Below are 23734 nucleotides of genomic sequence, written 5' to 3' on the forward strand. Positions count from 1 at the left end.
ATGGATCAGTTATTCTCTATTAGTTATAGATTGCTAAGTCCATTGAGCAAATAGTTCATGGTCGTGATCGATAACTAGCTTAATCAGAAGGATGGCAGAAAGAAATGTCTTCATCAACCAATTCAGTGACTACAGCATTGCCCAACAATAGCTTGCATAGAAATACTCAAACATTAGATGAAGCAATTTCAGCCTGCAAACAGGCATTGTCTAAAAATCCTCATGATGCAATCGCTTACAATGACTTGGCAGAAGTTCTCTATGTTCATGGACAGCTAGAAAAGGCAATCATTGCTTGCGATCGCGCACTCAAAATCGATCCTAATTTTGCTCTGGCTTGCAAAAATCGAGGTAGCATTTTGCAAGCACAGGGACATTTAGATCAGGCAAGAAATTGGTTCGAGAAAGCAATTCAACTCGATCCACAAAACGACTTGTTTCATCAGCTTCTAGAGAATTTGTTGGTTGAACAACGCTATCTTGAAGAGGTAACGATTAACGCTCATCGTCAAGCTACTACGCTCAGCCCAGATTCCTCTGAAGCTCACTATCAGCTTGGGAAAGTCCTGGCTCAACAAGGAAAAGTTGACGAAGCAATTGGCTGTTTTCGGCTAGCAATTACGCTGAATTCAGAGGTTTTTCAGCTCTATTTTGATTTAGGAAATTTGCTGCTACAGAAGAATCATCTGCCAGAGGCGATCGCCTGCTTTCAACATGCTGTTCGGCTCAGCCCAGAAGATGCCCAAGCTCACCATTACTTAGCCGAAGCGCTAGTTATTCAAGGACAGACCGAAGCGGCGATCGACTGTTATCATCGCGCAATTCAGCTAAATCCAGAACTTTACGAGTCACATCAGCGATTAGGGGAAGCTCTGGCAATTGTGAATCAGCTAGCAGCTGCGACTGCTAGCTATCGTCGTGCAGCCGAACTAAACCCAACTTCTCATGTATCTTATTTCTATCTAGCTGACATATTGGAGCGGCAGGGGCAGCTAGAAGAAGCGATTTTGTACTATCAGAAAACGCTTGAATTAAATTCTGAGAACCATATTGCTTCCTATCAACTAGGTCGAACTCTAGAAAAACTGGGGCGAGTTGATGAGGCGATCGCCTCATATCGTCAGTCCACTCAATTGAACCCAAACTTTTGCTGGTCTAACTATGCATTAGGAGAAGCACTTGCATGGCAGCGAGATTGGCACAATGCGGAAGAATATTATCGTCGGACGATCAAATTGAACCCAGACTTTTTTGGAGCTTACGAGAAACTAGGAGACGTTTTATCTCGACGTATTTCACATCGATTCTACCCCTGGGTAAAAGACAATCTATTACAACCAGGGAGACTCGAAGAAGCGACTTTCTGCTACCAGAAGGCTATTCAGCTTAATCCAAGCAATTTTTGGAATTATTTTCAGTTAGGGAACGTCTTTTCAACCCAGAAAAAAATTAATGAAGCAATTCCTTACTATCAACAGGCCTGTTATCAAAAGCTGATTAAGACCAAGCCTGATTTAGCAAACTATTCCTGGCAGTTTGGTAGCTCACACAAGCCAGACTTTTTCATTTTGGGGGTCGGTAAAGCGGGCACAACTTCTCTGTATAAGTACCTGGTCAAACATCCCCAAGTTTTGCCTGCCCTACAGAAGGAAGTTAATTTTTTTAGTCACTATTTTGATGAAGGATTACCCTGGTATTTAGCTCAATTTCCCTGCGAAATTGAAGGGCTAAAGTTTTTAACTGGGGAGGCAACACCATGCTACCTTGCATTTCCTGAAGCTGATCAAAAGTTATTCTCCTTATTTCCTGATGCAAAACTCATCCTGCTCCTGAGAAATCCAGTAGATAGGACAATTTCTCACTATCATGATATTGTGCGGGCGCATTATGAAGAACGTTCTTTAGAGACCGCAATTTTTTCCGAATTAGAAATTTTGAAGGATGCTACAGAGGAAACTTTAACTGACGGTAGTTATTTCAGTAAGTCTTGGAGTTATGTCTTAAATAGTCTTTACGTGTATTCAATTAAAAGATGGACGAAGCTATTTCCTAAAGAAAATTTCTTAATTATAAAGAGTGAAGACTTGTACGCAAATCCTGCGAAGGTAGTAGCAGATACTTTCAACTTTTTGGGATTGCCTAACTACCAGCTCAATAAATATAAGAATTACTACCCAGGAGACTATAAGTCTCCTGTAAGTGAATCGTTACGGCGGACCTTAGCGGATTACTTCAAGCCACACAATCAGATGTTGGAAGAATATCTTGGTATTGAGTTTAACTGGAATTAGTCAGTGATACAAATCTCCCCTTAATTTGTTCTAATCCAAAAGGAGCTTCCGTGTCTAGCCACACTTGCGTCAATCTCTAGCTTCTTCCATAGAGGTAATAGAATGTTGCTAAGCTCTGGGTCAACGCCTACAAAGGCGTTAGGTAACAGAACATCGAATTTTTTGCCTTCTGCTAAGAGATAGGCTGCCAGCATGTACTGCTCAGAATAGTGTCTATCTTTCCACTGAGGCGGATAGTCAAAGGGTAGAAAGACATCATGAAATTCTACAAAAATGCCTCTCTTTAATCGAGGCAAAATATCTAAGAAAACGACCGCTACGTCTGAATTCATAAATAAACGATGGGAGTTATCAACGAATAGAAAATCTCCTTCTTCTAACTGCTCAAAAATACTAACATCAACATCCTCAATTGGTTTTCTAACCATCGAGTCGCAGATAGAGTTCACTTCGTCACGCGGCTGCGGATCAAAGGAAAAAATTTTGGTTCTTAAGTTGCCATCGGTAATTGCTCGTCTCGCAAACTTAGTAGAATTTCCCGATCCAATTTCAAAATATTGTCCAGGGTTACAGAGCCGTAGCAGGCAATAAAGCGCAGTTGAATCGCTTCCTGGAATCCAAGAATTAATCCAGGCAGGCTCTTTCAGATTGTCTTGATCAGGCACTTTAGGAAGTTTGAGTAAATCACTTTCATACTTCAGAAATAGATTCAATACTTCCTTATAGGACTGTCTGCGCTTATCAATAAGCTCGTGAAGTTTTGCATGGGGAGGCTTACCATATCCATATCGAGGCTGTGGATTTACTGGGTAGTCTAAAGTAATGTCCATGCGTTGTGAGTTATTTTCAGGTAAGTGAGGGTAAGTATACTTCCTAAGTAAGCGATATTGTAGAGTGTGTCAGGCAAAGCCGTAATGCACTGTGTTACAAAGCTTGATATGTTAGCAATAGCGTAACGTATCATACATGAACTAAGCCTACTTATTTAAGTATTTTTTCTTGTTGGACAGAGCAAATTAAGTTTTGCCATTCTACTGAAGTAGTCAGGTAATAAGTATCTAGTTTTTCTCCTTTTTCAAGAGAAAATTTTGCAAAACTTTCTATCCAATTTAGAACCGCTTCCGTTCTTGAGAAGGGAATGTCTTTTATGGATGTTTTTAGTAGTTTGGACATTCCACTCAAATCACCCTGATGCTGTAACCGCCAAGCATTCCACACTATAGAGCCATAGGCGATGCGTTTGGCTAACTCTTGAATCCAAGATGGATCAAGTAAATCTGTCTCGTTCTCACCTTTAGTAGAGTCCTCACCAGACAAAGCTTGCTCAATCATGGCAATATGCTCCGCCAGCATTCGCTCTTCTTTGAACATTTTGGCGGCTCGTTGATGACACGCTTGACCCACAGAGGCGCGTAACTGGTTATCCCCAGCCCAAGCTTGAAGCGTATTGACCAACTCTCTAACGGTTCCCTCTGGATCTCTATTGGGATCGGGTAGTAGTTTGCCAGTGTCGCCAAGTTCTTCGGGAATGCCACTAACAGATGAGGCAATCACAGGCAATCCTTTTGCCATTGCTTCCATGACAGATAAAGGCATTCCTTCGGCTTTTGAAGGAAATACAAAAACGTCGCTTGCTGTAAGCAAATCGGGAATATCTGAGCGCTGCCCCAAGAATTTTACTCGGTCTGTAACGCCTAGTTTCCTAACAGACTCCTTGAGCTGGGATTCAATGTTGGAGTAGCGATCGCCCGTCCCAGTTCCCGCCCACAAAAAGTAAAGCTTTTCCCAAACATCAGTTTGTTTAAGCTGCTGAATTGCTTCTAATAGATACTGATGCCCTTTAACGGGTGCAAGGCGAGCGGAGGTTAAGCAGGCGATCGCTCCATCGGGCAATCCTAGCTGCTGCCGCAGTTTTCCTCGAATTGATGGATCGGGTGATTCAAAATATTTGGCGGGACGACCGTAATGGATGATCTGGATTTTGCTCTGAGGAATTCGATAGATTTGGTGAATTAGATCTGCATTCTCTTGAGAAACAGCCACTAAGGCTTTTGCTTGACTGTAATGATGAGAAACAGCGTCGGTATAATCTACTCCATCTCCATAGGAAAAGTTGGCGCATTCAGCATTAATGAATCCCAAAACAATCGCATAGGGGATACCTAACTGAATTGCAGTTTGCTTTGCTGCAAAGGTGGAAAATGGCCAGCCATCGCTAAACACGATTAGATCAGGCTTCGCTTCTCTAAAGATATTTTCAGCACTGCCAAGATCCTTGAGCGTGCGCGTAAAGTCTTGACCCGATGTAAAACCTAAATTGATTTGCTGAATGCCTAATTCTTGCTCCCGTTCAATTTTTTCATTGAGCGGTTTACCATGAGCATTAGACACCTGATAGCCCAAATTCTTGAGTTGACAAACCAGGGAATGTTCGTACTGAGCTAAGCCCCCTTCTCCCGGATCATCACTATATAAAAGAATGTGTTTCATTAAAGTTGAGCTGAAGAAATAGGGTGGCGATCGCACTGCTTGATAACATGTATCACTCGCTGCCAGTCGGATGAATTAATCAAAGAGTATACATCTAACTCATAGCCATATTCAGCTGAAGCTGAGGTAAAAAGATTAATCCAGTTTAAGACAGTTTCAGTCGATGAAAGTGATGTGTAGTTTAAAGATTTCTCTAAACAGTTTGCCATCTCTTCGCTGCAACCGTCCCGATACATTCTCCAGGCAATCCAGACTAAGCTTTGATAGCGTTCTTGCGCTTTTAGTTGGCGAATTGAGTCTGGAACGTCAGCTCGATCAAAAAATTGATCCATGACGTTTTCCATATCGGTGCGTAGTCTGGAACCGCTCGACATCAGACTGTCAGAATGCTGACGATATCGGGCGTGAATTTGGCGTATCCAGGCAATTTCGCAGCCCATTAATGCCAGCCTGAGCATCCAATCTAAATCTTCTCCAATCGCAAAATCAGTATTGAAGCCATTAGTCCGCTCACACCAGTCTCGATGCACCATCAAGGCGCTAGGACGAGAGACTTTATAAAGTACCAGTGTGGCTAAATCGAGTTTGGGCGCGTAGTGCCACGGTTCTACAGTGGAAACAAATTTTCCTTGCTGGTCAATAATTTGCCAACCCGTTTTGACCATACCTACGGATGGATTGGCATCGAAGTAAGTAACCTGAACGGCTAATTTGTCGGATGAAAATAGATCATCTCCATCCAGGAAAGCAATCAGTTCACCCCTGGCTAATCGCATACCCCGATTACGGGCTGCTGCTGCTCCCTGGTTTTGTTGATAGACGTATTGAAGGCGATCGCCATACGCCTTTGCCACCTCCCGAGTTGCGTCTGTGGAGCCATCATCCACCACAATGATTTCGTAGTCGCTATAGGTTTGATTCAGTACGCTTTCGATCGTTTCAGCAATATATTCAGCACAGTTATAGGCTGGAATAATCACACTAACTCTAGGTGTTTTTTGAGTTAGAACGATATGCGTTAACTGCTTCCATTCGGGTAAGTTACTGAGTGCATGAGCGTCCAATTCTTCCCCAGAACCGAGTGCATAATCGCTGAAGGATTGCACCCAATTAGACACAGTTGCTGAAGGTGAATAGGGCGAATAAAGCAACGCACGACGCAAATATTCTGACATTTTGCTCAGTTGAGAAGTTTGGTAGAATCGCCAGCCTAGCCAAACTAAATAATTGTAATGGGCCGCTCTTTCTAGCTTAGAAATAGACTTAGGTAAGTCAGGTTGAGCAAAAAAGCTTTCATAAATTGCGTCAAAGGATTCTGCTTGCTTCAACACATTTTGGTGGCTGGTAGCGCTGCTGGAGTGCCGCCGATAGCCTAGAGATAGTTTCTCTATCCAAGCCGATTCACAGCCCATCGCAGCCAAACGAATTAACAGTTCTGCGTCCTCCGCATAGCTGAGCCGCGTGTCAAATGCGCCTGCTTCCAGCCATTTACGTCGCAGCATCAGAGCGCTGGGCAAAACGGGTCGCCACAGTAACCAGGTTTCCAGGTTAAGGTGCGGCAAGCCTAGCCAGGGTTTGTGTTCTGCAATGATGTCCTTGCCCTGTTCATCAACCATGTACCAACCACTGGACACTGCGCCTAGCGATGGTTTTGCCTCAAAGCAGGCAACCTGGTCAGCTAATTTGTCGGGAAGGAAAAAATCGTCTGCGTCCAGGAAAGCAATAAATTCACCCTTGGCTGCTTGAATGCCGAGATTACGGGCTGCCGATACGCCCTGATTTTCCTGGTGAATGTAGTGGATGCGGTTGAGATAGGGTTTGAGGACAAGCTGGGTCTGGTCGGTGGAACCGTCGTCAACAACGATAATTTCAGAGTTGCTGTAGGTCTGATTCAGGACGCTCTCGATCGCTTGAACGATATAGCGATCGCAGTTATAGGTCGGAATCACCACGCTCACGAGCGGCATTTGTTGAGCAAGTTGACTAGCCATCTAATCACCCCAGCGGACAGCGTTTTCGGCACAAGTATCGCCCTAACTTTAGCCCATTCTCGCTGCAAAATCCTGAAAGTATGAGCAAAAGCCTGTGTTCTGAAATGTATCAGTGTGGCGATCGCCACCACAAGATTCTCTGATAGCACTGAGAGCATGGGAAAGGCAAATAAATCACTCAAGCAGGTTCTAGAGACCTACAGCATCAGCCAAAGTCGGCTAGTTTTGGCTTCTGGCATTGATCGATCTACACTCTTTATGTGGCTGCATGAGCAGGAGGAACCTGCCCCAGAAACCATCGTTGAAATCGTCAAAGCTCTGAAGCAGATTAATCCTGATGCGGCTCAGCAGTTTATTCAGCTTTATCTAAGCTAAGCCATGAGTCTGGAACAAAATTTAGGATATTTCTTTTTTGACAAGCGCTTGCTCAACCGAGCTTTGACCCGCAAAGCCTATGCACTGGAGCAAAAACAGCAGAACCAGATCCATGAAGATCAGGAAATTTATCGCACGCTGGGAGATAGCGTTCTAAAGACGGTCTTGACCGAATTTTTAGTGCGATCGGGCTGCAATTCCAGGCAAGAGATCACAACTAGAAGAATTGAGCTAGAGCGGGAAGAAAACTTGGCTCAACTAGGCAAAGTTTTAGAAATTGGGCTGTTTATTAAACTTGGAGTGGGTGAAAAGAAAATGCGGGCAAACGAGCAACCCTATGTATTAGCTGAAACGCTAGAGGCAATCATTGGCGCAGTTTATTTAGACGGGGGATTTAGTAACGCTAGAGGGGTAGTCAAAAAAATATTTCAGAATGATTTTCCAGATGAGGTTTGAGGGCTAAAGCTTGGGGAGGGCGATCGCTACTATCGTTTAATGCTTGAATTGCCTTAGGCTAACTTTCCTTCAAAGAAAATAGCCTAAGGCTAAAAACATCGATAGCTCAACCATTGCAACTGTGTAGATGCAATCTTACTTTTGTGATTTGCGCGTCAGTATAGAGCCAGCACCAAGCATTCCAAACGCAAAAAGCCCAAGTAAGGAAGCAGGCTCAGGTACTGGTTCAGAAACCACCTCAGGGCTAAAGAGCAACGCTTGCCGATTCCTAATAGCAGGTGTATTGAAAGAAAACTGCAGGACCTCACCTCTTTGACTACCAAATGCATCACGGATACCAATGGTTGCGTCATTTCCAAAGGCTCGAAAGTCTTCGGAGTCCACATCTAGATAAGAGAACAAAATTTCATTACTTTCCTCAAAAAGAACTGTTTGGAAAGTAACAGCGCTCGGAGAATCAGGAAAACCTTCGGCAAGGTTCCATTGAATAATGAAGCGCTGTTGTCCTGACTCACCTAAAGCTTGGAGGTAGCTAGCATCTGTACCAGGGGAGAAGAACTGCCAGTCATCCCATAACGGTGCAATAATTGGCAAATCGTCAGATTCTTCACTCAATAAGTTGACGTTGGCGAATTGGCCGCTTGACCCACCAAACGTTAGAAGACCATTGGGACTCCAAGAGATGCTGTTAAAGTCTTGCCCAAAGAAATTGAACGTGAATCCCAATTCGGCGGAAACCATTTCATCGTCGGCACCAGCGAGTACACGGGTTCCTGTTGTAGAAATATCTTCAAATACAAATGGAACTTCAGTAACTGAATAGTCGAGATTGACAGAAGGAAATGTATTGACGGATAACTCATAGTCGCCCGACTCGAAATGGTCTCCGACCAAAGAAAAATCTGAAAATCCAGTTAAACCTAAATTGACATTTCCACTTTCAGGCACTATTCCAGAGAGTCTTGAGAGTGGTCTATCCCCCCCATCATCATCTGTTCCTAAAAGATTACCTTCATCATCTAGACGTCCTAGAATTGAGTCGAAATTACCTTGGATAAACTCAGCAACAAAGCTTGCACCAGCTTCAAGTCCTGTAAATGTAAAAAAGTCTACGTCACCAGGGCTTATAGAACCATTTACACTTGCTGCATCGGATGGTAAAACTTGACGATCAATAAAGGAATTATTGGGTTCAACCTCAGTAATTCCATAAGCTGGATAAGCGGATAAAACGGAAATTGCAAAGCATAGCTTCGTTAAGAGAATCTTCCTCATGATTTCTATCTCCGGACAGATGTTAACCATTATTTGCGACAGATTGCTGAGAGGATTAAGCTCAATAATCAGTAGTAAGGCTAGCTAGTGTTTTGAGGAAAGCATCAAGTACAGAGAGCATCTTTTTGAGAAAAAACAAAAACACTATTGGTCATAAATCTTTTGTAAAGATTTAGCTTGCTCCGCTCACCTTTGACCATTTTGAGCAATAGAGCAATGATTAGAATTCGGCTTTAACTTCTAGTGGGTTTGGTGCCACTCTGCTGCTTTCTCTCGAATTGCCTGTAGCTCTGCGGCTGGCATTTTATTGAGGTTTGCTAGAATGAAGTTCATCCTTCCCTGAGAGTTTAATTTGTCACGGTGACGAGCGAGGAAATCCCAGTAAAAGAAATTGAACGGACAGGCTTTTTCACCTGTGCGATCGCCTGCCTTGTAAACACATCCCTTACAGTAATCACTCATTTTGTTGATGTAATTGGCTGAGGCGGCGTAGGGCTTTGAGGCGAGAATGCCGCCATCGGCAAATAGACCCATCCCAATTACATTCGTCTGCATCACCCAATCGTAGGCATCAATAAAAGCAGAGTGAAACCAATTTTCAACTTCTTGAGGTGACAGTCCGGCAATCAGTGAGAAGTTACTTAACACCATAAGTCGCTGAATGTGATGAGCATAGCCCAGGTTTTCTACCTGTTTCAGCGTTTGATGTAGACAGTTCATATCGGTTTTGTCTGCATCCCAAAAAAACTCTGGTAGGGATTGAGTATGGTTAAACCAGTTGCGTTGAGGGTAGTCATCTTCCACATAGGTATACAAGCCATGCATGTACTCGCGCCAACCCAAAACTTGGCGGATAAAGCCCTCCGCGCTATTCAAATCTAAATCATGCTGATAAAAGGCCCGTTCCGCAGCCCGAATCACTTCTAGCGGCTGCAATAATCCCAGATTCAGATATGGGGAAAGCAGCGCGTGCCACATCGTTTCTTCGCCTGTCACCATTGCGTCCTGGTAAGGTCCAAAGGTTGGCAACCTTTCCTGAGTAAATACTTCTAGCACTTGTAGCGCTTGCTGACGGGTTACGCCCCAGCGGAACGGTTCAACGTTGCCGTAGGTGGAAATTTTTTCGGACTTTATCCAATCGATTACTGCCTGAGTAATATCATCTGGCTCAAACCAAAGAGGAGTAGGGGTTTTGAGTTTACTTTTGGGTGGTTTGCGGTTTTGTTTATCAAAGTTCCACTCACCTCCCGTGGGTTGGCTACCTTCCATCAAAACCTGAAAGCGCTTGCGTCCTTCTCGATAAAAGAATTCCATTAATAGGTTTTTTCGCCCTTTTGCCCATTTCCTAAACTCCTCTTTTGTCCAGAGAAAGCGATTGTTGGGGATAAAGGTGAGTTTGCAGGACAACTCTAGGGATTGAATCAGGTGAAGAAAAGGGCGATCGCTTGGCATCATTACTCGTAGCTCAGTGATACCATTCGCCTTTACCCATTGATTTAACGGCGTTGCAAAATCGTCTGCACTCTCATAGGTAACTGACCAGCCCGCCTGCCGCAATTCTTCGGCAAAGTGACGCATTGCTGACCAGACTAATACTAATTTTTGCTGATGGTAAGGACGCTGCTGTGCCCAATTTCGGGACTCAATTAGGATAACGGGCGATCGCTCTTCCTCAACGCAGCTTTGCAATGCTGCTTGCTCCATCCAAAGCTGGTCGCCCAATACCCAAATTCCCGTCGTCATATTCAATGCATTACCGCTAGTAACCTCTTGATTCTAAAAGCTTCAGCAATGATAAGGATTGAGTATTGCTTAACGGAGGTATATTTTGAACCCAAAAGCTACGATGTCCCATTAAAAACAGGCTTAGATCCAACAATAGACAGGGATTGGTATAGTGTTGTAGGTTGCACAGATTGCAAGTTACTGTAGCCCGTGCATCTTTATTCAAATTAGTATTAATGCTTCTATGGTTCAGGAATGGCATCGCGAAGAGTACACGATTAGCACCGATCGTCAACGGCTTGATCTGCAGGAGATCCATAACTTTTTGGCGAATCATTCCTATTGGGCGATCGGTCGCTCTTTTGAAGCAGTCAAAAAGTCTATTGATCACAGTTTGCCCTTTGGAATCTATCGAGATACGCAACTAGTTGGTTTTGCGCGTGTCCTGACAGACTATGTGACTTTTGCCTATCTTGCAGATGTTTTTGTTGTGGAATCGTTTCGGAGAAACGGTTTGGGACAATGGCTTGTTGAGGTGATTTTGGCTCATCCAGAGCTTCAAAGTTTGCGACGGTGGCTGCTGGTGACTCATACTGCTCAACCGTTTTACCGCAAATTGGGTTTTACGGAACTTGAGCATCCAGAGCAACATTTGGAAAAACCAGTCCTCAAAACAGACATCAGGCTCCCTTAAGCAAGTGCCAGCACTGTTGGGCGATCGCCCAATCCTCCTCAGTGTGAATCACTAACACTCGTACCGCTGAATCAACGGTCGCAATGTCCTGATCGGCTGGGGAGTGAGTGTTTTTCTCAGCGTCAATGTTTAAGCCTAAGAAGGTAAATCCTTCACAGGCAGCCGCCCGAATTGCAGCGGAGTTTTCGCCTACACCAGCCGTAAAAATGAGAGCATCCAACCCGCCCAAACTAGCCAACATTGCGCCAATTGAGGAACGTAGGCGATGGACATAGATATCAAATGCTAGCTGAGCGCGAGTGTTGCCCTGGGCGATCGCCTGATCAATCTGCCGCATATCTGCCGATATGCCAGAAACGCCCTTTAGCCCCGACTCTTTGTTTAACATCTGATCCATCTGGTCAACGGTGTAGCCTTCCTGACGCATCAGGTGAATTAAAATACCCGGATCAACAGAACCAGAGCGGGTACCCATCATTAAGCCTTCAAGCGGCGTAAAGCCCATTGTCGTATCTATACTGTGCCCATCACGGATAGCGGTAAGAGAGCACCCGTTTCCCAGATGGCAGGTAATTAAACGCAGGTTTTTGAAATCTCGCCCTAAGATGTGAGCCGCCCGCTCAGCGCAATATTGATGGCTGATACCGTGGAACCCATAGCGCCGGACTCCCTGTTCAAACCATTCATAGGGAATCGGATAGGTTGCCGCAGCAGCAGGGATTTGAGCATGAAATGCAGTGTCAAAGACAGCAACTTGAGGAATCCGATCGCCCAGGGTTTTCTCGATCGCCTCAATTCCCTCCAAGTTAGCTGGATTGTGAGCAGGAGCCAGAGAAATGAGTCGAGCGATCGCCTCTTTCACGGGTTTGTCAATCAACACACTTTGCTGATACTCTTGCCCACCATGTACAACTCGATGCCCCACCACATCGATCTCAGAAGCCTGGGTAATTACCTGGGTTGAGCCGCTCCAGAGCGTATCCAGAACATGAGCGATCGCCGCCGCTCGATCTGCCGAAATTTCGGTTTGCAGCGTTTTCCCTTTCGCCGTTTTGACCTCGATTTCTGCAAACCCTGAGTGATGAGTCCAATCGACCTTTGCTTCCCACAATGGCAACGGTGATTGGTTGGGTAGCCCGTCATCCGCTATCTCGTACAGACAGCTTTTTTGGCTACTCGACCCAGCATTGAGAACCAGAATTTTCATAGTAGACCTACTCCACAACAAGAAAGGGATAATCAGGAGCAAGTCACTCTTGATTCAACGACTCACTGTAGTTGATAGAGACATTTGACGCTGCATGAAACAAATATTGTCCTGCTCCCAACACCAGTTTAAAGAAGATAGTTGTACCTGGAATGCCTCTCTATGAACAGTGAAATCGCTTCTAAATCCGACTGTTTGTCCGGGTTGGATGACTTCCGATGGAAAGACCAGAGAACCTATTCCTCCTCCCATAATGTTTCCGCCGGAGTAACCGTAGCTTAAGCCTGCTGCTCTGACCGCTTGATCGCTGTTATTAGTTAGACAACCAACTAAAAAATCACCATCCGGCTCAAACCCATCTCGATAAAACTGGAGCTTGTAAAAATTCAAACAATTGTGAAGCGATCGCCCGATCCTCTATCTCAACTCGACTACCTTAGAGGTAAGGGGATTCGAGGCTGAGTAAACTCTGAAGGACAAGTAAAATCAACAGATCTGTCTTTTGGAGGAGAAAGCCAATAGCTGAACCCAACTGTCGAAAGAAGTAGTGAGTCTCTCTTTTGGGATACAACCACAAGTAGACTCAAGGGCAACATTACAGGGATGCGAACGGCAATGTCTAGTCACTATGGGGTACTTGAGAGTACTGCAGACCGAGAGATGAATCTGAACGAAGTTTCTGATAGACAAATACCTGTTAACGATGTAGAAATGCCCGTACAGGGGTTTTGGGCAGCACCGGTTGTATTGATTGCTTTAGCTGGGGTTGTACTGGCTTTGAGGCGATCGCTCACCTGGAAACTGACGCACAGTTACGTTCCTCCTTCTCCAAAATTAAAGCAATTACCCTGCTCAAACTGTCGCTTCTTTGGCTCTAATCCTTACCTTAAATGTGCGGTACATCCAGATAAAGCACTAAAAGCAGAAGCCATGACCTGTTCTGACTATTGGGCGCAGGATAGCGACCGATTTTCTCGTTAAAGAGAAATACCTTCTCCGAATGCAATATCGACTGAACTATCGCCCCTATAGCCGTCGTTTTCGACAACCGTTACTCACTAGTCATGGTCTGTGGAGCGATCGCCAGGGGATTTTGTTGCAACTGACTGATGCTGAAGGGCAAGTTGGACTAGGTGAAATTGCCCCGATTGAATGGTTTGGCAGTGAGAGCTTATCTCAGGCGTTGGCGTTTTGTCAGCAGCTACCTGAGCAAATTACGATAGACACTATTTTCTCGATTCCAGATAGTTTGCCTGCCTGTCAGTTTGGCTTTGAGTCTGCCTGGGAAAGTTTGGATGACAGCAGTTTGGCAAAATCCAATCCTACCCTCACCTACAGCAGCCTTTTACCCACAGGAAAAGCTGCTCTGTCTGCCTGGGAGCCGCTTTGGAGTCAAGGGAGCCGCACATTTAAGTGGAAAATTGGTGTAGCGCCTGTAGCGGAAGAATTACAGGTGTTCACTCAACTGGTACATGCTTTACCTTCCACTGCCAAACTGCGACTTGATGCCAATGCAGGACTAAACTGGCAGCAAGCCTGTACCTGGCTAGAGGTAGCTGATAGCGTTGGAGTTGAATTTTTAGAGCAGCCTTTACCCGTCAGTCAGTTTGACCAACTGTTGAAACTGAGCGATCGCTTCCAAACGCCGCTCGCCCTAGACGAATCGGTCGCCACGCTAGCGCAAATGCAGCAGTGTTACCAGCAGGGCTGGCGCGGAATTTTTGTCGTGAAAGCAGCGATCGCAGGTTCTCCAGGTCGTTTGCGTCAGTTTTGTCGAACCTATGAGCCTGATGTGGTGTGGTCGTCCGTGTTTGAGACGGCGATCGCCCGCCGTTTTATTGAGACCAAGCTAATTGCTGATCTTCCACCTCCCTCCAGAGCGATCGGTTTTGGCACTGAACATTGGTTCGCAGAAGATTGGCAAGCGTCTTTTGAGAATGTATCTTTTCAGAAGTAGTAGCCAAGCAAAATCTTATGCTCCCCCTAACCTATTTGCCCCATCAAACTGCAAATGACTGGTTAGGGGGATGTGATAGTGAGAAATTTGCAGAACTGGTTACACAGTTTTTAGCAGAATTACACTCACTTAAGGCTTCAGGTAATTTACCTAAACTTTTGTTAGTTGAGCCAGATCCAATTCGCTTCTTGGCTCGTTTTATTGCCGCTTGTAGCGCAAACTATCCCGTCTTTTTAAGCAATCCTGGCTGGGTTAAAGCAGAGTGGGAGCAAGTTCTGAGCCTGGTTCAGCCCGATTTAATCTGGGGAGAGGCAGATCGAGTAACTTGCAGTTTACCTGCTTTTCCAGATATATCCCTTAAAAACCTTACACCTAGCTTAACTACAGAATCCCATCACGCTCAATCAGGATGGATCATGATTCCAACAGGTGGGTCGTCCGGTAAAATCCGGTTTGCAATTCACACCTGGCAAACGTTAATGGCTGCGGTGCAAGGGTTCCAGCAGTATTTTCAGACGAATCAGATCAATTCCTTTTGTGTATTGCCGCTTTATCACGTGAGTGGGTTGATGCAATTTTTACGCTCATTTACCACGGGGGGAAACCTGGTGATTGTGCCTTTCAAAGCAATCGAAAGAGAAATGAGAGAGATTGATCCGGCAGAGTTTTTTATCTCTCTAGTACCAACTCAACTCCAGCGACTATTACATGATTCTCATTCGAGCGACTGGCTTACACAGTTCCACACTGTGCTGTTAGGAGGTGCCCCAGCCTGGGCTGAACTGCTGCAAGTTGCTCGAAAACATCAGATTCGGCTAGCTCCAACCTATGGCATGACCGAAACTGCGGCTCAGATTGCGACGTTAAAGCCAGATCAGTTTTTGGCAAATCAGAGTCACTGTGGAAAAGTTTTACCTCATGCTCGGATCACTATCTGGGATGCCAACCTGCCTTTAGGAGCAAACCAATTAGGTCAAATCACAGTTCAAGCTGATTCCCTTGCCTTAGGTTATTACCCTGAACCGGGTTTTGGAGAGACATTCAGGCTAGATGATTTGGGTTTTTTGGATGAGCAAGGCGAATTACATGTCGTCGGGCGAAACAATGACAAGATTATTACGGGTGGAGAAAATGTATTTCCAATTGAGGTAGAGGCAGCAATTCGGGCAACGGAATGTGTTGCAGATGTAGCGGTGCTGGGGCTAAACGATCGCCATTGGGGACAAGTCATAACCGCAGTTTATATCCCGAAAAATTCAGCCATTTCTGCGGATAGTTTGCGACTCGCCCTGAGCGATCGGCTCAGCAAATTCAAACAGCCTAAATACTGGATCGACGTCAAATCTTTGCCCCGTAACGCTCAAGGAAAGATCAATCGAGAGCAGCTACGCCAAATCGCTGTTGATTGGTTGGCTACTCGCTCCACTGATCCAGCCAGTGAATAATTTCTGCTGATAAAGGACTGCGGGTTCTGCTAGCCGAATCAATGCAAACGTGTCTGCTCAACGCTCTTGATAGGCTGGCAGGCGGGACGGATAGATCAGGTGAACTGTTAGCCTTCGCCGCAAATAGGTGATAAGTAATTTCAAATTCGTCTGGCTTGGTCTGTTTGGGCTGCATTTGGATAGCGAGGCGATCGCCACAAAACATCGGGCGGAAAAAATCGACACTCGCATGAGCGATCGGAAATGCAGTTTTTGCTTTACCAAAAAATTGTTTCAAATCAACGCCTGCTGCTGCCAGAGAAGCTTCATAAGCCTCATGGCACATTGATAAAATGTTAGTAAAATAAACGACTCCAGCCGCATCCGTATCTCGAAAAAACACCGTTCTCAAATAGACAAATGCCATAAGTGTTAACCTGAAGAGTAACTTAAGCCTTGCAATTTAAGCCTTGCAATGGCTTTTGTGAAAGGTCATATAGGTCGGGGTGTTCAATTACAGCAGTTGTTGTAAACCTGTTGATAGGAAAACTTACTCATGCGGTTTCATAAAATTGGTTCTATTAGCCTAGTCACGCTGTTGATGACCTTACTCATAGGTGGACTTGGCAGCGTTGCTCTGTCTCAAAAACAGCCCAGTGGGTTAAGCGGAAATATGATAAAGGCGATCGCCCCTTCCGCTCAAACTCTGCCCAACACAAAGCAAAATCAGAGCAATGAGCAAATAATACTAGATATTCAAGGCGCACTTGAAGAAGGAGATCTCGTGTTGCCTCAAGACGGTAGTCTTTACGATGAACACACCTTTGAGGGGCGGGCCGGACAGTCTGTAGCGATTGATTTAGAGAGCGCTGACTTCGATACATTTCTCATCTTGCTCGACCCCCAAGAGCGAATTGTCGGGCAACATGATGACGTGTCCCAAGACAATTTCAACTCCACGCTAAACGTTACCCTACCCGTTGATGGCACTTACACCGTGATTGCAAACGGTTTTGACAGCAACAGCAGAGGTCGGTATCAGCTCCTCATTAGAACGCCCACTCAGTCTGCTAGTCGCTAAGCGGTCGTACCTAGTTAGCCACCGCTGTAAGAAGCCGATGATTTTGGGGTGGCATGGAGTATTCTAGTTCACCCCAAGTCAGCAGATTGAAACACAAGAGCGGGATGCTTGATGTGAACATCCCCATTCAAGCACAGTTGCCTAATAATGGCTTCAACCTGTCTCACTTCGGCTTCGTTGCCATCAACCAGCACTACATATTCATATCGGGAAGGGCACGAAAGCTCTAACAAAGCATTTTGTCGGGCAAGGCGGTGACAAGCTCTCGTTTCGAGTAAGCCACAACCCGTTGCCCCAATTCCAGCACCTGCAATCGTTCCTAACAAGGTTGCTTGGACCGTTCCAACTGCAAGAAGTAACCCAACTCCGGGAATAGCCAAGAAGCCAAGCCCTGCCATACAGCCTCCTACAGCGCCCAATAGCGTCCCTGCCAGAGTCGCGCCTGTGACCCGTGCCTGAATTTCATCTTCGGCTCTGGCTTGCAGGCTTACTTCATTACCCTGCTCATCTGCGCTTAAAGGGATAACGGAAAGGTGAACGTTATAAAAGCCATACTTTTTCAGCTTATTAATAATTTGTTCTGCATCTTGAAAGTGAGTAAACGTTGCAACTGAACGCGGGCTAAGGGCATAGACCATTTTTCCCTCCTGGGAGGTACAAAGAGATAATGTGGATGCGATTTGTGCAGAGCTATACAAAACTGACAAAACCTGCCACAGTCAGTGACGTATGACACAGGGGCTTTTCGCTAGCCCGTACTTTTAGTAAATAGAACTTTCAGCTAGTCCGCTAAACAGGTTGACAAAATTCAAAATAAAAAGAAATTTTTTAACAAACTGCTATTCAGCATGAAGCAATTCAGGTTATGAAATGCTTACATTGTGTACAAGTTCCAGGTTTATGATTGGGTATTGGTTTGACTAGGTTTATGTTCAAGCGACTTGAAAGAGAGCTTGGCATTGCTAAGCCGATGTAAGTAGCCGATGTAGGTAAAGGAGCACGGGAGTTGGAGCATACTAAGCTCACTTGCATATTGGAACTCTTAGCTGTGAGGCGTTCCACGTCTCTAACTCCACAGCTAGAAACAGAATTAGAAACACAGTTAGAAACTTTGCTTTTAGCAGATGAGCCACTGTCCAACGCTTTTGGAGTAACTGCGGCTAATGTGAAATCTGTTGTGCAGCAGCGATCGCACCTACTCCAGCAGATTTATCCCGAATTCGACTCCTTTTGCCGAACCCACTTAGGTTGGCAGACCTATTCCCTAGAAACCCTGTGGAATCTATGGCTACCCCTGGCAGTTGAGCTTGCTGAAAAACGCCGTCAGTTAGAACGTCCCCTGATGCAAGGCATTTTGGGCGGACAGGGAACTGGAAAAACGACACTAGCAGCCATTTTGACCCTGATTCTAAAGCACCTGGGCTATCGAGTGTGCAGTTTGTCACTCGATGATCTGTACAAAACCTATAGCGATCGCCTCCAGCTTCAACAAGCAGACCCGCGTTTGCGCTGGCGTGGACCACCGGGAACTCATGACATTCAGCTAGGCTTGGTTACCCTACAACAGTTGCGTTTAGCTGAGCCATCCCAGCCCGTGCAGATTCCCCGGTTTGACAAATCTGCCTGGAATGGAGCAGGCGATCGCACCGATCCAGAAACCGTAGCCGGAATAGACATCGTTTTGTTTGAGGGTTGGTTTGTAGGTGTGCGACCCATTGACCCAGCTTTATTTGAAACTGCACCGCCACCCATTGTCAGCCCTGACGATCGCGCCTTTGCTCGTGAGATCAATCAGCGATTGCATGACTATCTACCGCTTTGGGACTTGCTTGATGCTCTGATCTTGCTTTATCCAAAAGACTACCGCCTCAGTCAACAGTGGCGACAGCAAGCAGAGCAACAAATGAAAGCAACGGGGCGATCGGGCATGACAGATTTAGAAATTGAGCAATTTGTCAGCTATTTCTGGCGATCGCTCCACCCTGACTTATTCATCACTCCGCTACGACACGATCCACACCTGGTAGACCTGGTAATTGAAATTAACCCAGCTCACTTGCCGGATAACGTTTACCGTCCTGGCTAATCAGAACGTCATAATTACCACAGATGCTCAGCAGCTCTCGGAGCAAAATTCTGTTATACAGGGTCAAGATATTCAGGGCTGTGTAGGACTTAACATGCAAACTCACTTTTCCAGAAAACGAGATGTTGGTAGCCTTTCTACCCGACGATGGGGCGCAATGTTTCTGGCAATTCCAGTGATCTGCCTGACGGTGCCGTTGATCTGGTCGCTCTGGATCAGACAGCAATCGGTGTCAGATCGCCCAGCCGATCAGACAACTGCTGAAACTAATACACCGCAACTCTTAGCTGAGCAAAACCAGCAGCTAGAACAACAGCGATCGCTCATAATCGTTTTAGCTATAGCGACTAGTATTGGCATCTTGAGTTCTGCCGCAGCCTGGTATTTTTTAAATCGTCTCTCTCAAGAATTGCAAGAGCGAACCAAACAGCTTCAGGAAAGTGAGAGTTTGACACAGGCGATCGCTGCTAATGTCGTTGATGGCATTATTACGCTTAACCAGCAGGGACAGATCGAAACCTTTAACCAAGCAGCAATGCAAATGTTTGGCTATGAGCCAGCCGAAGTAAAGGGTAAAGAGATCAGTGTGTTGTTGCCCTTGTCAGATGAGAATGGAGAGGCGATCGCCCAGGATGACCAAAACCAGATTGTTCCAAAAACGATCACGGGCAAGCTCTTTCAGCCTGTCCGTCAGCAAAAAGGAATGGGTAAACATAAGGCTGGAACTCCCTTCCCTATAGAAGTTTCGGTGAGTGACATCCCGGTTCACGATCGCCACATTGTCGTGATTCATGACATCACCGCAAAAGAGCAGGCAGAGGCAGAGCTACAACGGCAATCTAATGAACTGAATCGCCTCGATACTGCTTTAACCAAAACAAAAGCAGAACTACAGTCCGTTTATGTAGCTTGCTATGATTTGAAGTCACCGCTCCAGGCAATTTCTCACCTCTCAAAGTGGATCGAATCAGACCTGAGTAACTGGGTGGTGGAGGAAACTCAACCCCAAATGAATCTCTTGCGAGAACGAGTCGATCGAATGGAGGGTTTGATTCACGGGATTCTTCAGCAATCACCGGGAAAGGATGAGGAATGAGGGAGGTACAGCTTGTTCCCCTAAAGTGAGAACAGTATCATCCTCGTTTTGAACCCCTAGAAGTTTTGAGCCCCTAAAACAATGGCACATTCACATCGATTGAAGCACCAAAAATTGCGCTGTTGAAATCAACATCTGAGTCAGATGAGTCACCAAAGCTCACTCCGCCAAAGAGAATGATACGGCTGTTGCGAGAAAGGTCGTAACTCAACTGCGCCACAACCTGGTTGTAAAGATCTTCTCGATCTTGTTGGGTAAAGTTAGTTAGGGTGAGTTGGTAATCTAACCCGACCTGAAGGTCAGGCTGAAGGTTGTAATTGAGTCCAACGCCTACAGTGTTAGTGATGCGACTGCGATCGCTTGGATCGGCAAACCCTAACCGCAGTTGATAGAAACTATCCAGTCTTAAATCAGAGGCTAACGGGTCGCGTCGTGCCAGGGTTAGCCGCAGAGAGTGATCATTGAAGAAGCGATCGCCATCATCAAAAAGCTGCTGATTGCTCCAACCAATTTCACCATAAGTACGAGCCGACAAAAACTGGCGAAGGCTAGCTCTAAACTCCAACTCTCGATAGTCCAGTTCTGACAGTTCGTTGTAGTGGACTAGCCCACCTTCTACCGAAGCAAGCAATAGTGTGTCTGGTCCAAGACGGGGAGCTGCTAAAAGCGTAGCACTGAGGCTGATTAGCTCATCCTCAATCGGGTCAAGTCGGTCTAACAAAATGTTGTCGCTCTTAAAGTAGCTCAACCGACCGATGAAGAAAACAGTTTCAGCAGGAGAATCTGACTGAGTCTCGATCTGCTCCAACTCTTGTTCTCGTAATCTCAGAATTCCCAGTTCTTCATCACCTTCTGACTCGTCAACTTGCTCATTAGTTAGGGCTGGGTCTGGTTCAGATGGTGGTTCAGCCGGTAGTGTCTGCTGTAGTTCTTGTTCATTAGTTGGGACTAAGTCTGGTTCAGCTGATGGTTCAGTCGGTACTGTCTGCTGCAATTCCTGTTCCCGCAGCCGCAAGACTCCTAATTCTGGGTCGCTAGCTCCAGTGGTATTGACTTCAGAATTTTCTTCTGAGACGAAAGCTTCTGTTTCAGGTCGTCCAACCCTGGATTGAGTAATCATTTCGGGAGGTGCTACTTGACCCCTAAATGGCATCTGAAGTGACTCAACCTTGGGATTGGCGATCGCCTTGTCTACAGCAGTTTGTCTGGAAGGTGACTGCCCCTCAACGTGAGGTGTAATGAGTGAGTCAGGTGGAGCAGTTTTGGGAACAGCATAAGCAGCACTGTTGTAGACAAAAGCAATCCAGAAAATTGGTAACTTCAGGAGATTAAAGTCTAGAGGTGCGGATTGCTTGTGCTGGTAGGTAGGAGCTTTCCTGTTTGCCGAGATAGATGTTTGAGGAGCATTAAACTCTCTCCAAATTCGGCTGAGTCTTAAAAACACCGGTTAAATTCTTCCATTTCAAAAATCATATCTGGGGGATGGTTAATCCGATCAGGCGACTGTTTCCTGATACAAAAGTTGGACATTGCCAGCTTTTGTATCAGGAATAATTCTGTCCCCAACGTTACTCAACTCAAAGCTAATATCCGCTCATCAGTCGCGGTTGCCATTGCCGTTGCCGTTGCCATTACCGTTGCCAGGACGGTCTTCATCTCGACCATCTCTGTTGTTGGGGATGTTGATAACAGGACGGTCGTTGCCATTGCCGTTGCCATTACCATTTCCAGGACGGTCATTGCTGTTGCCGTTGCCGTTGCCATTTCCAGGACGGTCGTTGCCGTTGCCGTTACCGTTGCCATTACCATTTCCAGGACGGTCGTTGCCATTGCCGTTGCCGTTGCCATTACCATTTCCAGGACGGTCATTGCTGTTGCCGTTGCCATTACCATTTCCAGGACGGTCGTTGCCGTTGCCGTTACCGTTGGCATTGCCGTTGCCGTTGCCATTACCATTTCCAGGACGGTCGTTGCCATTGCCGTTGCCATTGCCGTTGCCGTTGCCATTACCGTTGCCATTGCCAGGACGCTCGTCATCATCATTGCCAGGACGCTCATCATCGTCATCATCCCGACCATCTCTATCATTGGGAATATTTATAACAGGGCGTCCATTGCCACCATTACCGCCATTGCCGTTGCCACCGTTGCCGTTGCCGCCATTACCGCTGTTGCCACCGTTGCCACCATTGCCATTGCCGTTGCCACCGTTGCCGCCATTACCGCTGTTGCCACCGTTGCCACCATTGCCATTGCCGTTGCCACCGTTGCCGCCATTACCGCTGTTGCCACCGTTGCCACCGTTGCCGCCATTACCGCCATTGCCGTTGCCAGGAGGTGTTTGCCCTTGTCCAGGTGGGTTGTTACCAGGATTAGGACGATCGTCGCTTCGACCCTGTTGGGGGACTACATCTCGAACGGTTGGGTCTTGTACTGGAAGCCTGTCAGTAACTGGAGTGGTGATAATCCCTCCAGCATTCCGATCAGGAGTAACGTTTGGCTCCTGGTTAATAGAGTCTCTGCCTGGAGGTGTATTATTTGTTCCTGAATTAGTAGGTGGGTTAGTAGGATCAGATGAGGAATTAGCAGGTGTATCAGGAGTTGTTGCGGTGGGCTGTCCACCCTGCTGTGGCGATCGCACAAATTCAGGGTTTTCGATTACCTCTGCGTCTGGGATAGGCGGCTGAGCGCTAACCGCGGCCCGCATTTCCTCTTGAACGGGGGCGATCGCTTCATCGGGAGTTTCTAAGACTTCAGTTGGAGTTAGCCCACGGACTAGCTCACTCGATTCATAAAAGGTAGTGAGGTCAAAGTCATAAACCCCTTCTAGGCGAGCGCCCACTGCCACTGCGAGTTGACCACCCCGAAGCTCCTGTGTTTGAGAACCATCCTCGTTAGATACTTCAATCCCGCTATCGGTTAGAGCACCTACAATCGTGGTGTCTGTCTCAGGAATGTAGCGAACAAATAGAGCAGAACCTTGAATTCCAGCTGCTGCGTTGGGTGTGCGGATATTGGTTCTGCCTTGTCCCGGTGGAATCAGCAGCAAAACCGTTCCGTTAGAAAGCTCAAAATTGCGTGTTCCAGATGAAAACCGGAACACGACCTGTTGCCCCAACCGTCCTAAAGAACCATCATTAAACCGGATCTCTGCCGAAGATGAGCGGGCAGTTGAAAGCCCGTCTCCAGGAGTGAGTACGTCAGAAATGCGAGCATTACGGGAAGACTGGCTCTGAGGCAGCAGTTGCACCCGATTTCGAACTGCCTCAATGACTGCCCGCCTCAGAACCGTCTGAGCATGGACTTCCGTCGGTAAAAACATCAAGCTGCATACGAGTGCAGCAACTACGGGAGTAATACGACTGAACATTGGCAGTCTCCATTCGCTGAAGTACAAAGCACTTCACGCTTTGCAAAACACAAACTCTTCAAGTTGGCTCTGAAAACCTCTTTCCACAGCACAAAGCGTGTCTCCGGACAGAAGCACCCACTTTTCTTTTCTTTTTTCAGTAGAAGCACAGAATTTTTCTGTAAATTTTTATTTTTTAGAACTAATTAAAGATGTAACTCAGAGAATTTACGGCGT

The 23734-nt window shown here is 46.1% G+C and carries 21 protein-coding genes; 10 read left to right on the top strand and 11 right to left on the bottom strand.

From position 1 onward, the window contains the following. The first annotated feature begins 104 nt into the window (after positions 1–104). Complete coding sequence (locus H6F88_RS03385) at positions 105–2291, top strand: tetratricopeptide repeat protein (RefSeq protein ID WP_190641321.1); 2187 nt, start codon at positions 105–107, stop codon at positions 2289–2291. Positions 2292–2311: 20 nt separating this feature from the next. On the opposite strand, the gene H6F88_RS03390 is transcribed toward H6F88_RS03385, so the two are convergent. The 3 genes from H6F88_RS03390 to H6F88_RS03400 form a co-directional block, all read right to left on the bottom strand. Then, positions 2312–3121: a class I SAM-dependent methyltransferase gene (locus H6F88_RS03390; RefSeq protein ID WP_190641322.1), complete on the bottom strand. Its 810-nt coding sequence runs from the start codon at positions 3119–3121 to the stop codon at positions 2312–2314. A gap of 151 nt (positions 3122–3272) precedes the next feature. Beyond that, entirely contained in the window at positions 3273–4781 is a 1509-nt protein-coding gene (locus tag H6F88_RS03395) for a glycosyltransferase (RefSeq protein ID WP_190641323.1), read from the bottom strand. Beyond that, positions 4781–6772, bottom strand: a complete 1992-nt coding sequence (locus tag H6F88_RS03400) for a glycosyltransferase (RefSeq protein ID WP_190641324.1) — start codon at positions 6770–6772, stop codon at positions 4781–4783. Before H6F88_RS03400 ends, H6F88_RS03395 begins: the two co-directional genes overlap by 1 nt. Before the next feature lie 156 nt (positions 6773–6928). Here H6F88_RS03400 and H6F88_RS03405 point away from each other — a divergent pair, with 156 nt between their 5' ends. Both H6F88_RS03405 and H6F88_RS03410 read left to right on the top strand, forming a co-directional pair. Further along, entirely contained in the window at positions 6929–7147 is a 219-nt protein-coding gene (locus H6F88_RS03405; protein WP_190641325.1) for a helix-turn-helix transcriptional regulator, read from the top strand. Positions 7148–7150: 3 nt separating this feature from the next. Beyond that, positions 7151–7603 carry a ribonuclease III domain-containing protein gene (locus H6F88_RS03410; RefSeq protein WP_190641326.1) on the top strand — a complete coding sequence of 151 codons (453 nt, stop codon included), beginning with the start codon at positions 7151–7153 and terminating at the stop codon, positions 7601–7603. 135 nt (positions 7604–7738) lie between these two features. Here the strand turns inward: H6F88_RS03410 and H6F88_RS32575 are convergent, their stop codons facing one another. Together H6F88_RS32575 and H6F88_RS03420 are read right to left on the bottom strand one after the other, a co-directional pair. Beyond that, positions 7739–8878 carry a PEP-CTERM sorting domain-containing protein gene (locus H6F88_RS32575; protein ID WP_199333424.1) on the bottom strand — a complete coding sequence of 380 codons (1140 nt, stop codon included), beginning with the start codon at positions 8876–8878 and terminating at the stop codon, positions 7739–7741. 240 nt (positions 8879–9118) lie between these two features. Further along, positions 9119–10621, bottom strand: coding sequence for a cryptochrome/photolyase family protein (locus H6F88_RS03420; protein ID WP_190641327.1), 1503 nt, complete (start codon positions 10619–10621; stop codon positions 9119–9121). Between the two features lie 226 nt (positions 10622–10847). Between H6F88_RS03420 and H6F88_RS03425 the strand changes: the two genes are divergently transcribed. Next, complete coding sequence (locus H6F88_RS03425) at positions 10848–11297, top strand: GNAT family N-acetyltransferase (protein ID WP_190641328.1); 450 nt, start codon at positions 10848–10850, stop codon at positions 11295–11297. Here the strand turns inward: H6F88_RS03425 and H6F88_RS03430 are convergent. Then, positions 11284–12504, bottom strand: a complete 1221-nt coding sequence (locus H6F88_RS03430) for an acetate kinase (RefSeq protein ID WP_190641329.1) — start codon at positions 12502–12504, stop codon at positions 11284–11286. The genes H6F88_RS03425 and H6F88_RS03430 overlap by 14 nt on opposite strands. A gap of 54 nt (positions 12505–12558) precedes the next feature. After that, entirely contained in the window at positions 12559–12894 is a 336-nt protein-coding gene (locus H6F88_RS03435; RefSeq protein WP_190641330.1) for a hypothetical protein, read from the bottom strand. 270 nt (positions 12895–13164) lie between these two features. On the opposite strand from H6F88_RS03435, the gene H6F88_RS03440 reads away from it, so the two are divergent. The 3 genes from H6F88_RS03440 to H6F88_RS03450 are packed head-to-tail and all read left to right on the top strand — an operon-like array spanning position 13165 to position 15906. Then, positions 13165–13485 carry a hypothetical protein gene (locus H6F88_RS03440; RefSeq protein ID WP_190641331.1) on the top strand — a complete coding sequence of 107 codons (321 nt, stop codon included), beginning with the start codon at positions 13165–13167 and terminating at the stop codon, positions 13483–13485. A gap of 19 nt (positions 13486–13504) precedes the next feature. Next, on the top strand, positions 13505–14461 hold the full coding sequence (locus tag H6F88_RS03445) for an o-succinylbenzoate synthase (RefSeq protein WP_190641332.1): 957 nt from the start codon (positions 13505–13507) through the stop codon (positions 14459–14461). A gap of 17 nt (positions 14462–14478) precedes the next feature. Beyond that, entirely contained in the window at positions 14479–15906 is a 1428-nt protein-coding gene (locus H6F88_RS03450; protein WP_190641333.1) for a 2-succinylbenzoate--CoA ligase, read from the top strand. On the opposite strand, the gene H6F88_RS03455 is transcribed toward H6F88_RS03450, so the two are convergent. Beyond that, entirely contained in the window at positions 15875–16312 is a 438-nt protein-coding gene (locus H6F88_RS03455) for a thioesterase family protein (RefSeq protein ID WP_190641334.1), read from the bottom strand. The two genes, H6F88_RS03450 and H6F88_RS03455, sit on opposite strands and share 32 nt — an antisense overlap. Positions 16313–16441: 129 nt before the next feature. Between H6F88_RS03455 and H6F88_RS03460 the strand changes: the two genes are divergently transcribed. Next, entirely contained in the window at positions 16442–16966 is a 525-nt protein-coding gene (locus H6F88_RS03460) for a PPC domain-containing protein (RefSeq protein ID WP_190641335.1), read from the top strand. 68 nt (positions 16967–17034) lie between these two features. Here H6F88_RS03460 and H6F88_RS03465 read toward each other — a convergent pair whose 3' ends face one another. Next, a complete protein-coding gene (locus tag H6F88_RS03465; RefSeq protein ID WP_190641336.1) occupies positions 17035–17604 on the bottom strand; it encodes a hypothetical protein in 570 nt (189 codons plus the stop codon). A gap of 410 nt (positions 17605–18014) precedes the next feature. Here H6F88_RS03465 and H6F88_RS03470 point away from each other — a divergent pair, with 410 nt between their 5' ends. Both H6F88_RS03470 and H6F88_RS03475 read left to right on the top strand, forming a co-directional pair. Next, complete coding sequence (locus H6F88_RS03470) at positions 18015–19052, top strand: glycerate kinase (protein WP_190641337.1); 1038 nt, start codon at positions 18015–18017, stop codon at positions 19050–19052. Further along, positions 19003–20148 carry a PAS domain S-box protein gene (locus H6F88_RS03475; RefSeq protein ID WP_190641338.1) on the top strand — a complete coding sequence of 382 codons (1146 nt, stop codon included), beginning with the start codon at positions 19003–19005 and terminating at the stop codon, positions 20146–20148. Before H6F88_RS03470 ends, H6F88_RS03475 begins: the two co-directional genes overlap by 50 nt. Before the next feature lie 73 nt (positions 20149–20221). Here H6F88_RS03475 and H6F88_RS03480 read toward each other — a convergent pair whose 3' ends face one another. Both H6F88_RS03480 and H6F88_RS03485 read right to left on the bottom strand, forming a co-directional pair. Next, positions 20222–21592 (bottom strand): outer membrane beta-barrel protein, encoded by a 1371-nt coding sequence (locus H6F88_RS03480; RefSeq protein ID WP_190641339.1) that lies wholly within the window; start codon positions 21590–21592, stop codon positions 20222–20224. A gap of 153 nt (positions 21593–21745) precedes the next feature. Beyond that, the gene (locus H6F88_RS03485; RefSeq protein WP_190641340.1) at positions 21746–23518 is read right to left on the bottom strand and encodes a FecR domain-containing protein; all 1773 of its coding nucleotides are present in this window, start codon (positions 23516–23518) and stop codon (positions 21746–21748) included. Positions 23519–23734 lie beyond the last annotated feature (216 nt).

Origin of the sequence: Oculatella sp. FACHB-28 (genome assembly GCF_014696015.1) — a bacterium.
Classification (GTDB): Bacteria; Cyanobacteriota; Cyanobacteriia; order Elainellales; family Elainellaceae; genus JAAUTN01.

Excerpts from the sequence above, each read along its gene's own strand:
- H6F88_RS03385 (WP_190641321.1), top strand. The coding sequence starts at position 105 with ATGTCTTCATCAACCAATTCAGTGACTACAGCATTGCCCAACAATAGC.
- H6F88_RS03390 (WP_190641322.1), bottom strand. The coding sequence starts at position 3,121 with ATGGACATTACTTTAGACTACCCAGTAAATCCACAGCCTCGATATGGA.
- H6F88_RS03395 (WP_190641323.1), bottom strand. The coding sequence starts at position 4,781 with ATGAAACACATTCTTTTATATAGTGATGATCCGGGAGAAGGGGGCTTA.
- H6F88_RS03400 (WP_190641324.1), bottom strand. The coding sequence starts at position 6,772 with ATGGCTAGTCAACTTGCTCAACAAATGCCGCTCGTGAGCGTGGTGATT.
- H6F88_RS03405 (WP_190641325.1), top strand. The coding sequence starts at position 6,929 with ATGGGAAAGGCAAATAAATCACTCAAGCAGGTTCTAGAGACCTACAGC.
- H6F88_RS03410 (WP_190641326.1), top strand. The coding sequence starts at position 7,151 with ATGAGTCTGGAACAAAATTTAGGATATTTCTTTTTTGACAAGCGCTTG.
- H6F88_RS32575 (WP_199333424.1), bottom strand. The coding sequence starts at position 8,878 with ATGAGGAAGATTCTCTTAACGAAGCTATGCTTTGCAATTTCCGTTTTA.
- H6F88_RS03420 (WP_190641327.1), bottom strand. The coding sequence starts at position 10,621 with ATGACGACGGGAATTTGGGTATTGGGCGACCAGCTTTGGATGGAGCAA.
- H6F88_RS03425 (WP_190641328.1), top strand. The coding sequence starts at position 10,848 with ATGGTTCAGGAATGGCATCGCGAAGAGTACACGATTAGCACCGATCGT.
- H6F88_RS03430 (WP_190641329.1), bottom strand. The coding sequence starts at position 12,504 with ATGAAAATTCTGGTTCTCAATGCTGGGTCGAGTAGCCAAAAAAGCTGT.
- H6F88_RS03440 (WP_190641331.1), top strand. The coding sequence starts at position 13,165 with ATGAATCTGAACGAAGTTTCTGATAGACAAATACCTGTTAACGATGTA.
- H6F88_RS03445 (WP_190641332.1), top strand. The coding sequence starts at position 13,505 with ATGCAATATCGACTGAACTATCGCCCCTATAGCCGTCGTTTTCGACAA.
- H6F88_RS03450 (WP_190641333.1), top strand. The coding sequence starts at position 14,479 with ATGCTCCCCCTAACCTATTTGCCCCATCAAACTGCAAATGACTGGTTA.
- H6F88_RS03455 (WP_190641334.1), bottom strand. The coding sequence starts at position 16,312 with ATGGCATTTGTCTATTTGAGAACGGTGTTTTTTCGAGATACGGATGCG.
- H6F88_RS03460 (WP_190641335.1), top strand. The coding sequence starts at position 16,442 with ATGCGGTTTCATAAAATTGGTTCTATTAGCCTAGTCACGCTGTTGATG.
- H6F88_RS03465 (WP_190641336.1), bottom strand. The coding sequence starts at position 17,604 with ATGGTCTATGCCCTTAGCCCGCGTTCAGTTGCAACGTTTACTCACTTT.
- H6F88_RS03485 (WP_190641340.1), bottom strand. The coding sequence starts at position 23,518 with ATGTTCAGTCGTATTACTCCCGTAGTTGCTGCACTCGTATGCAGCTTG.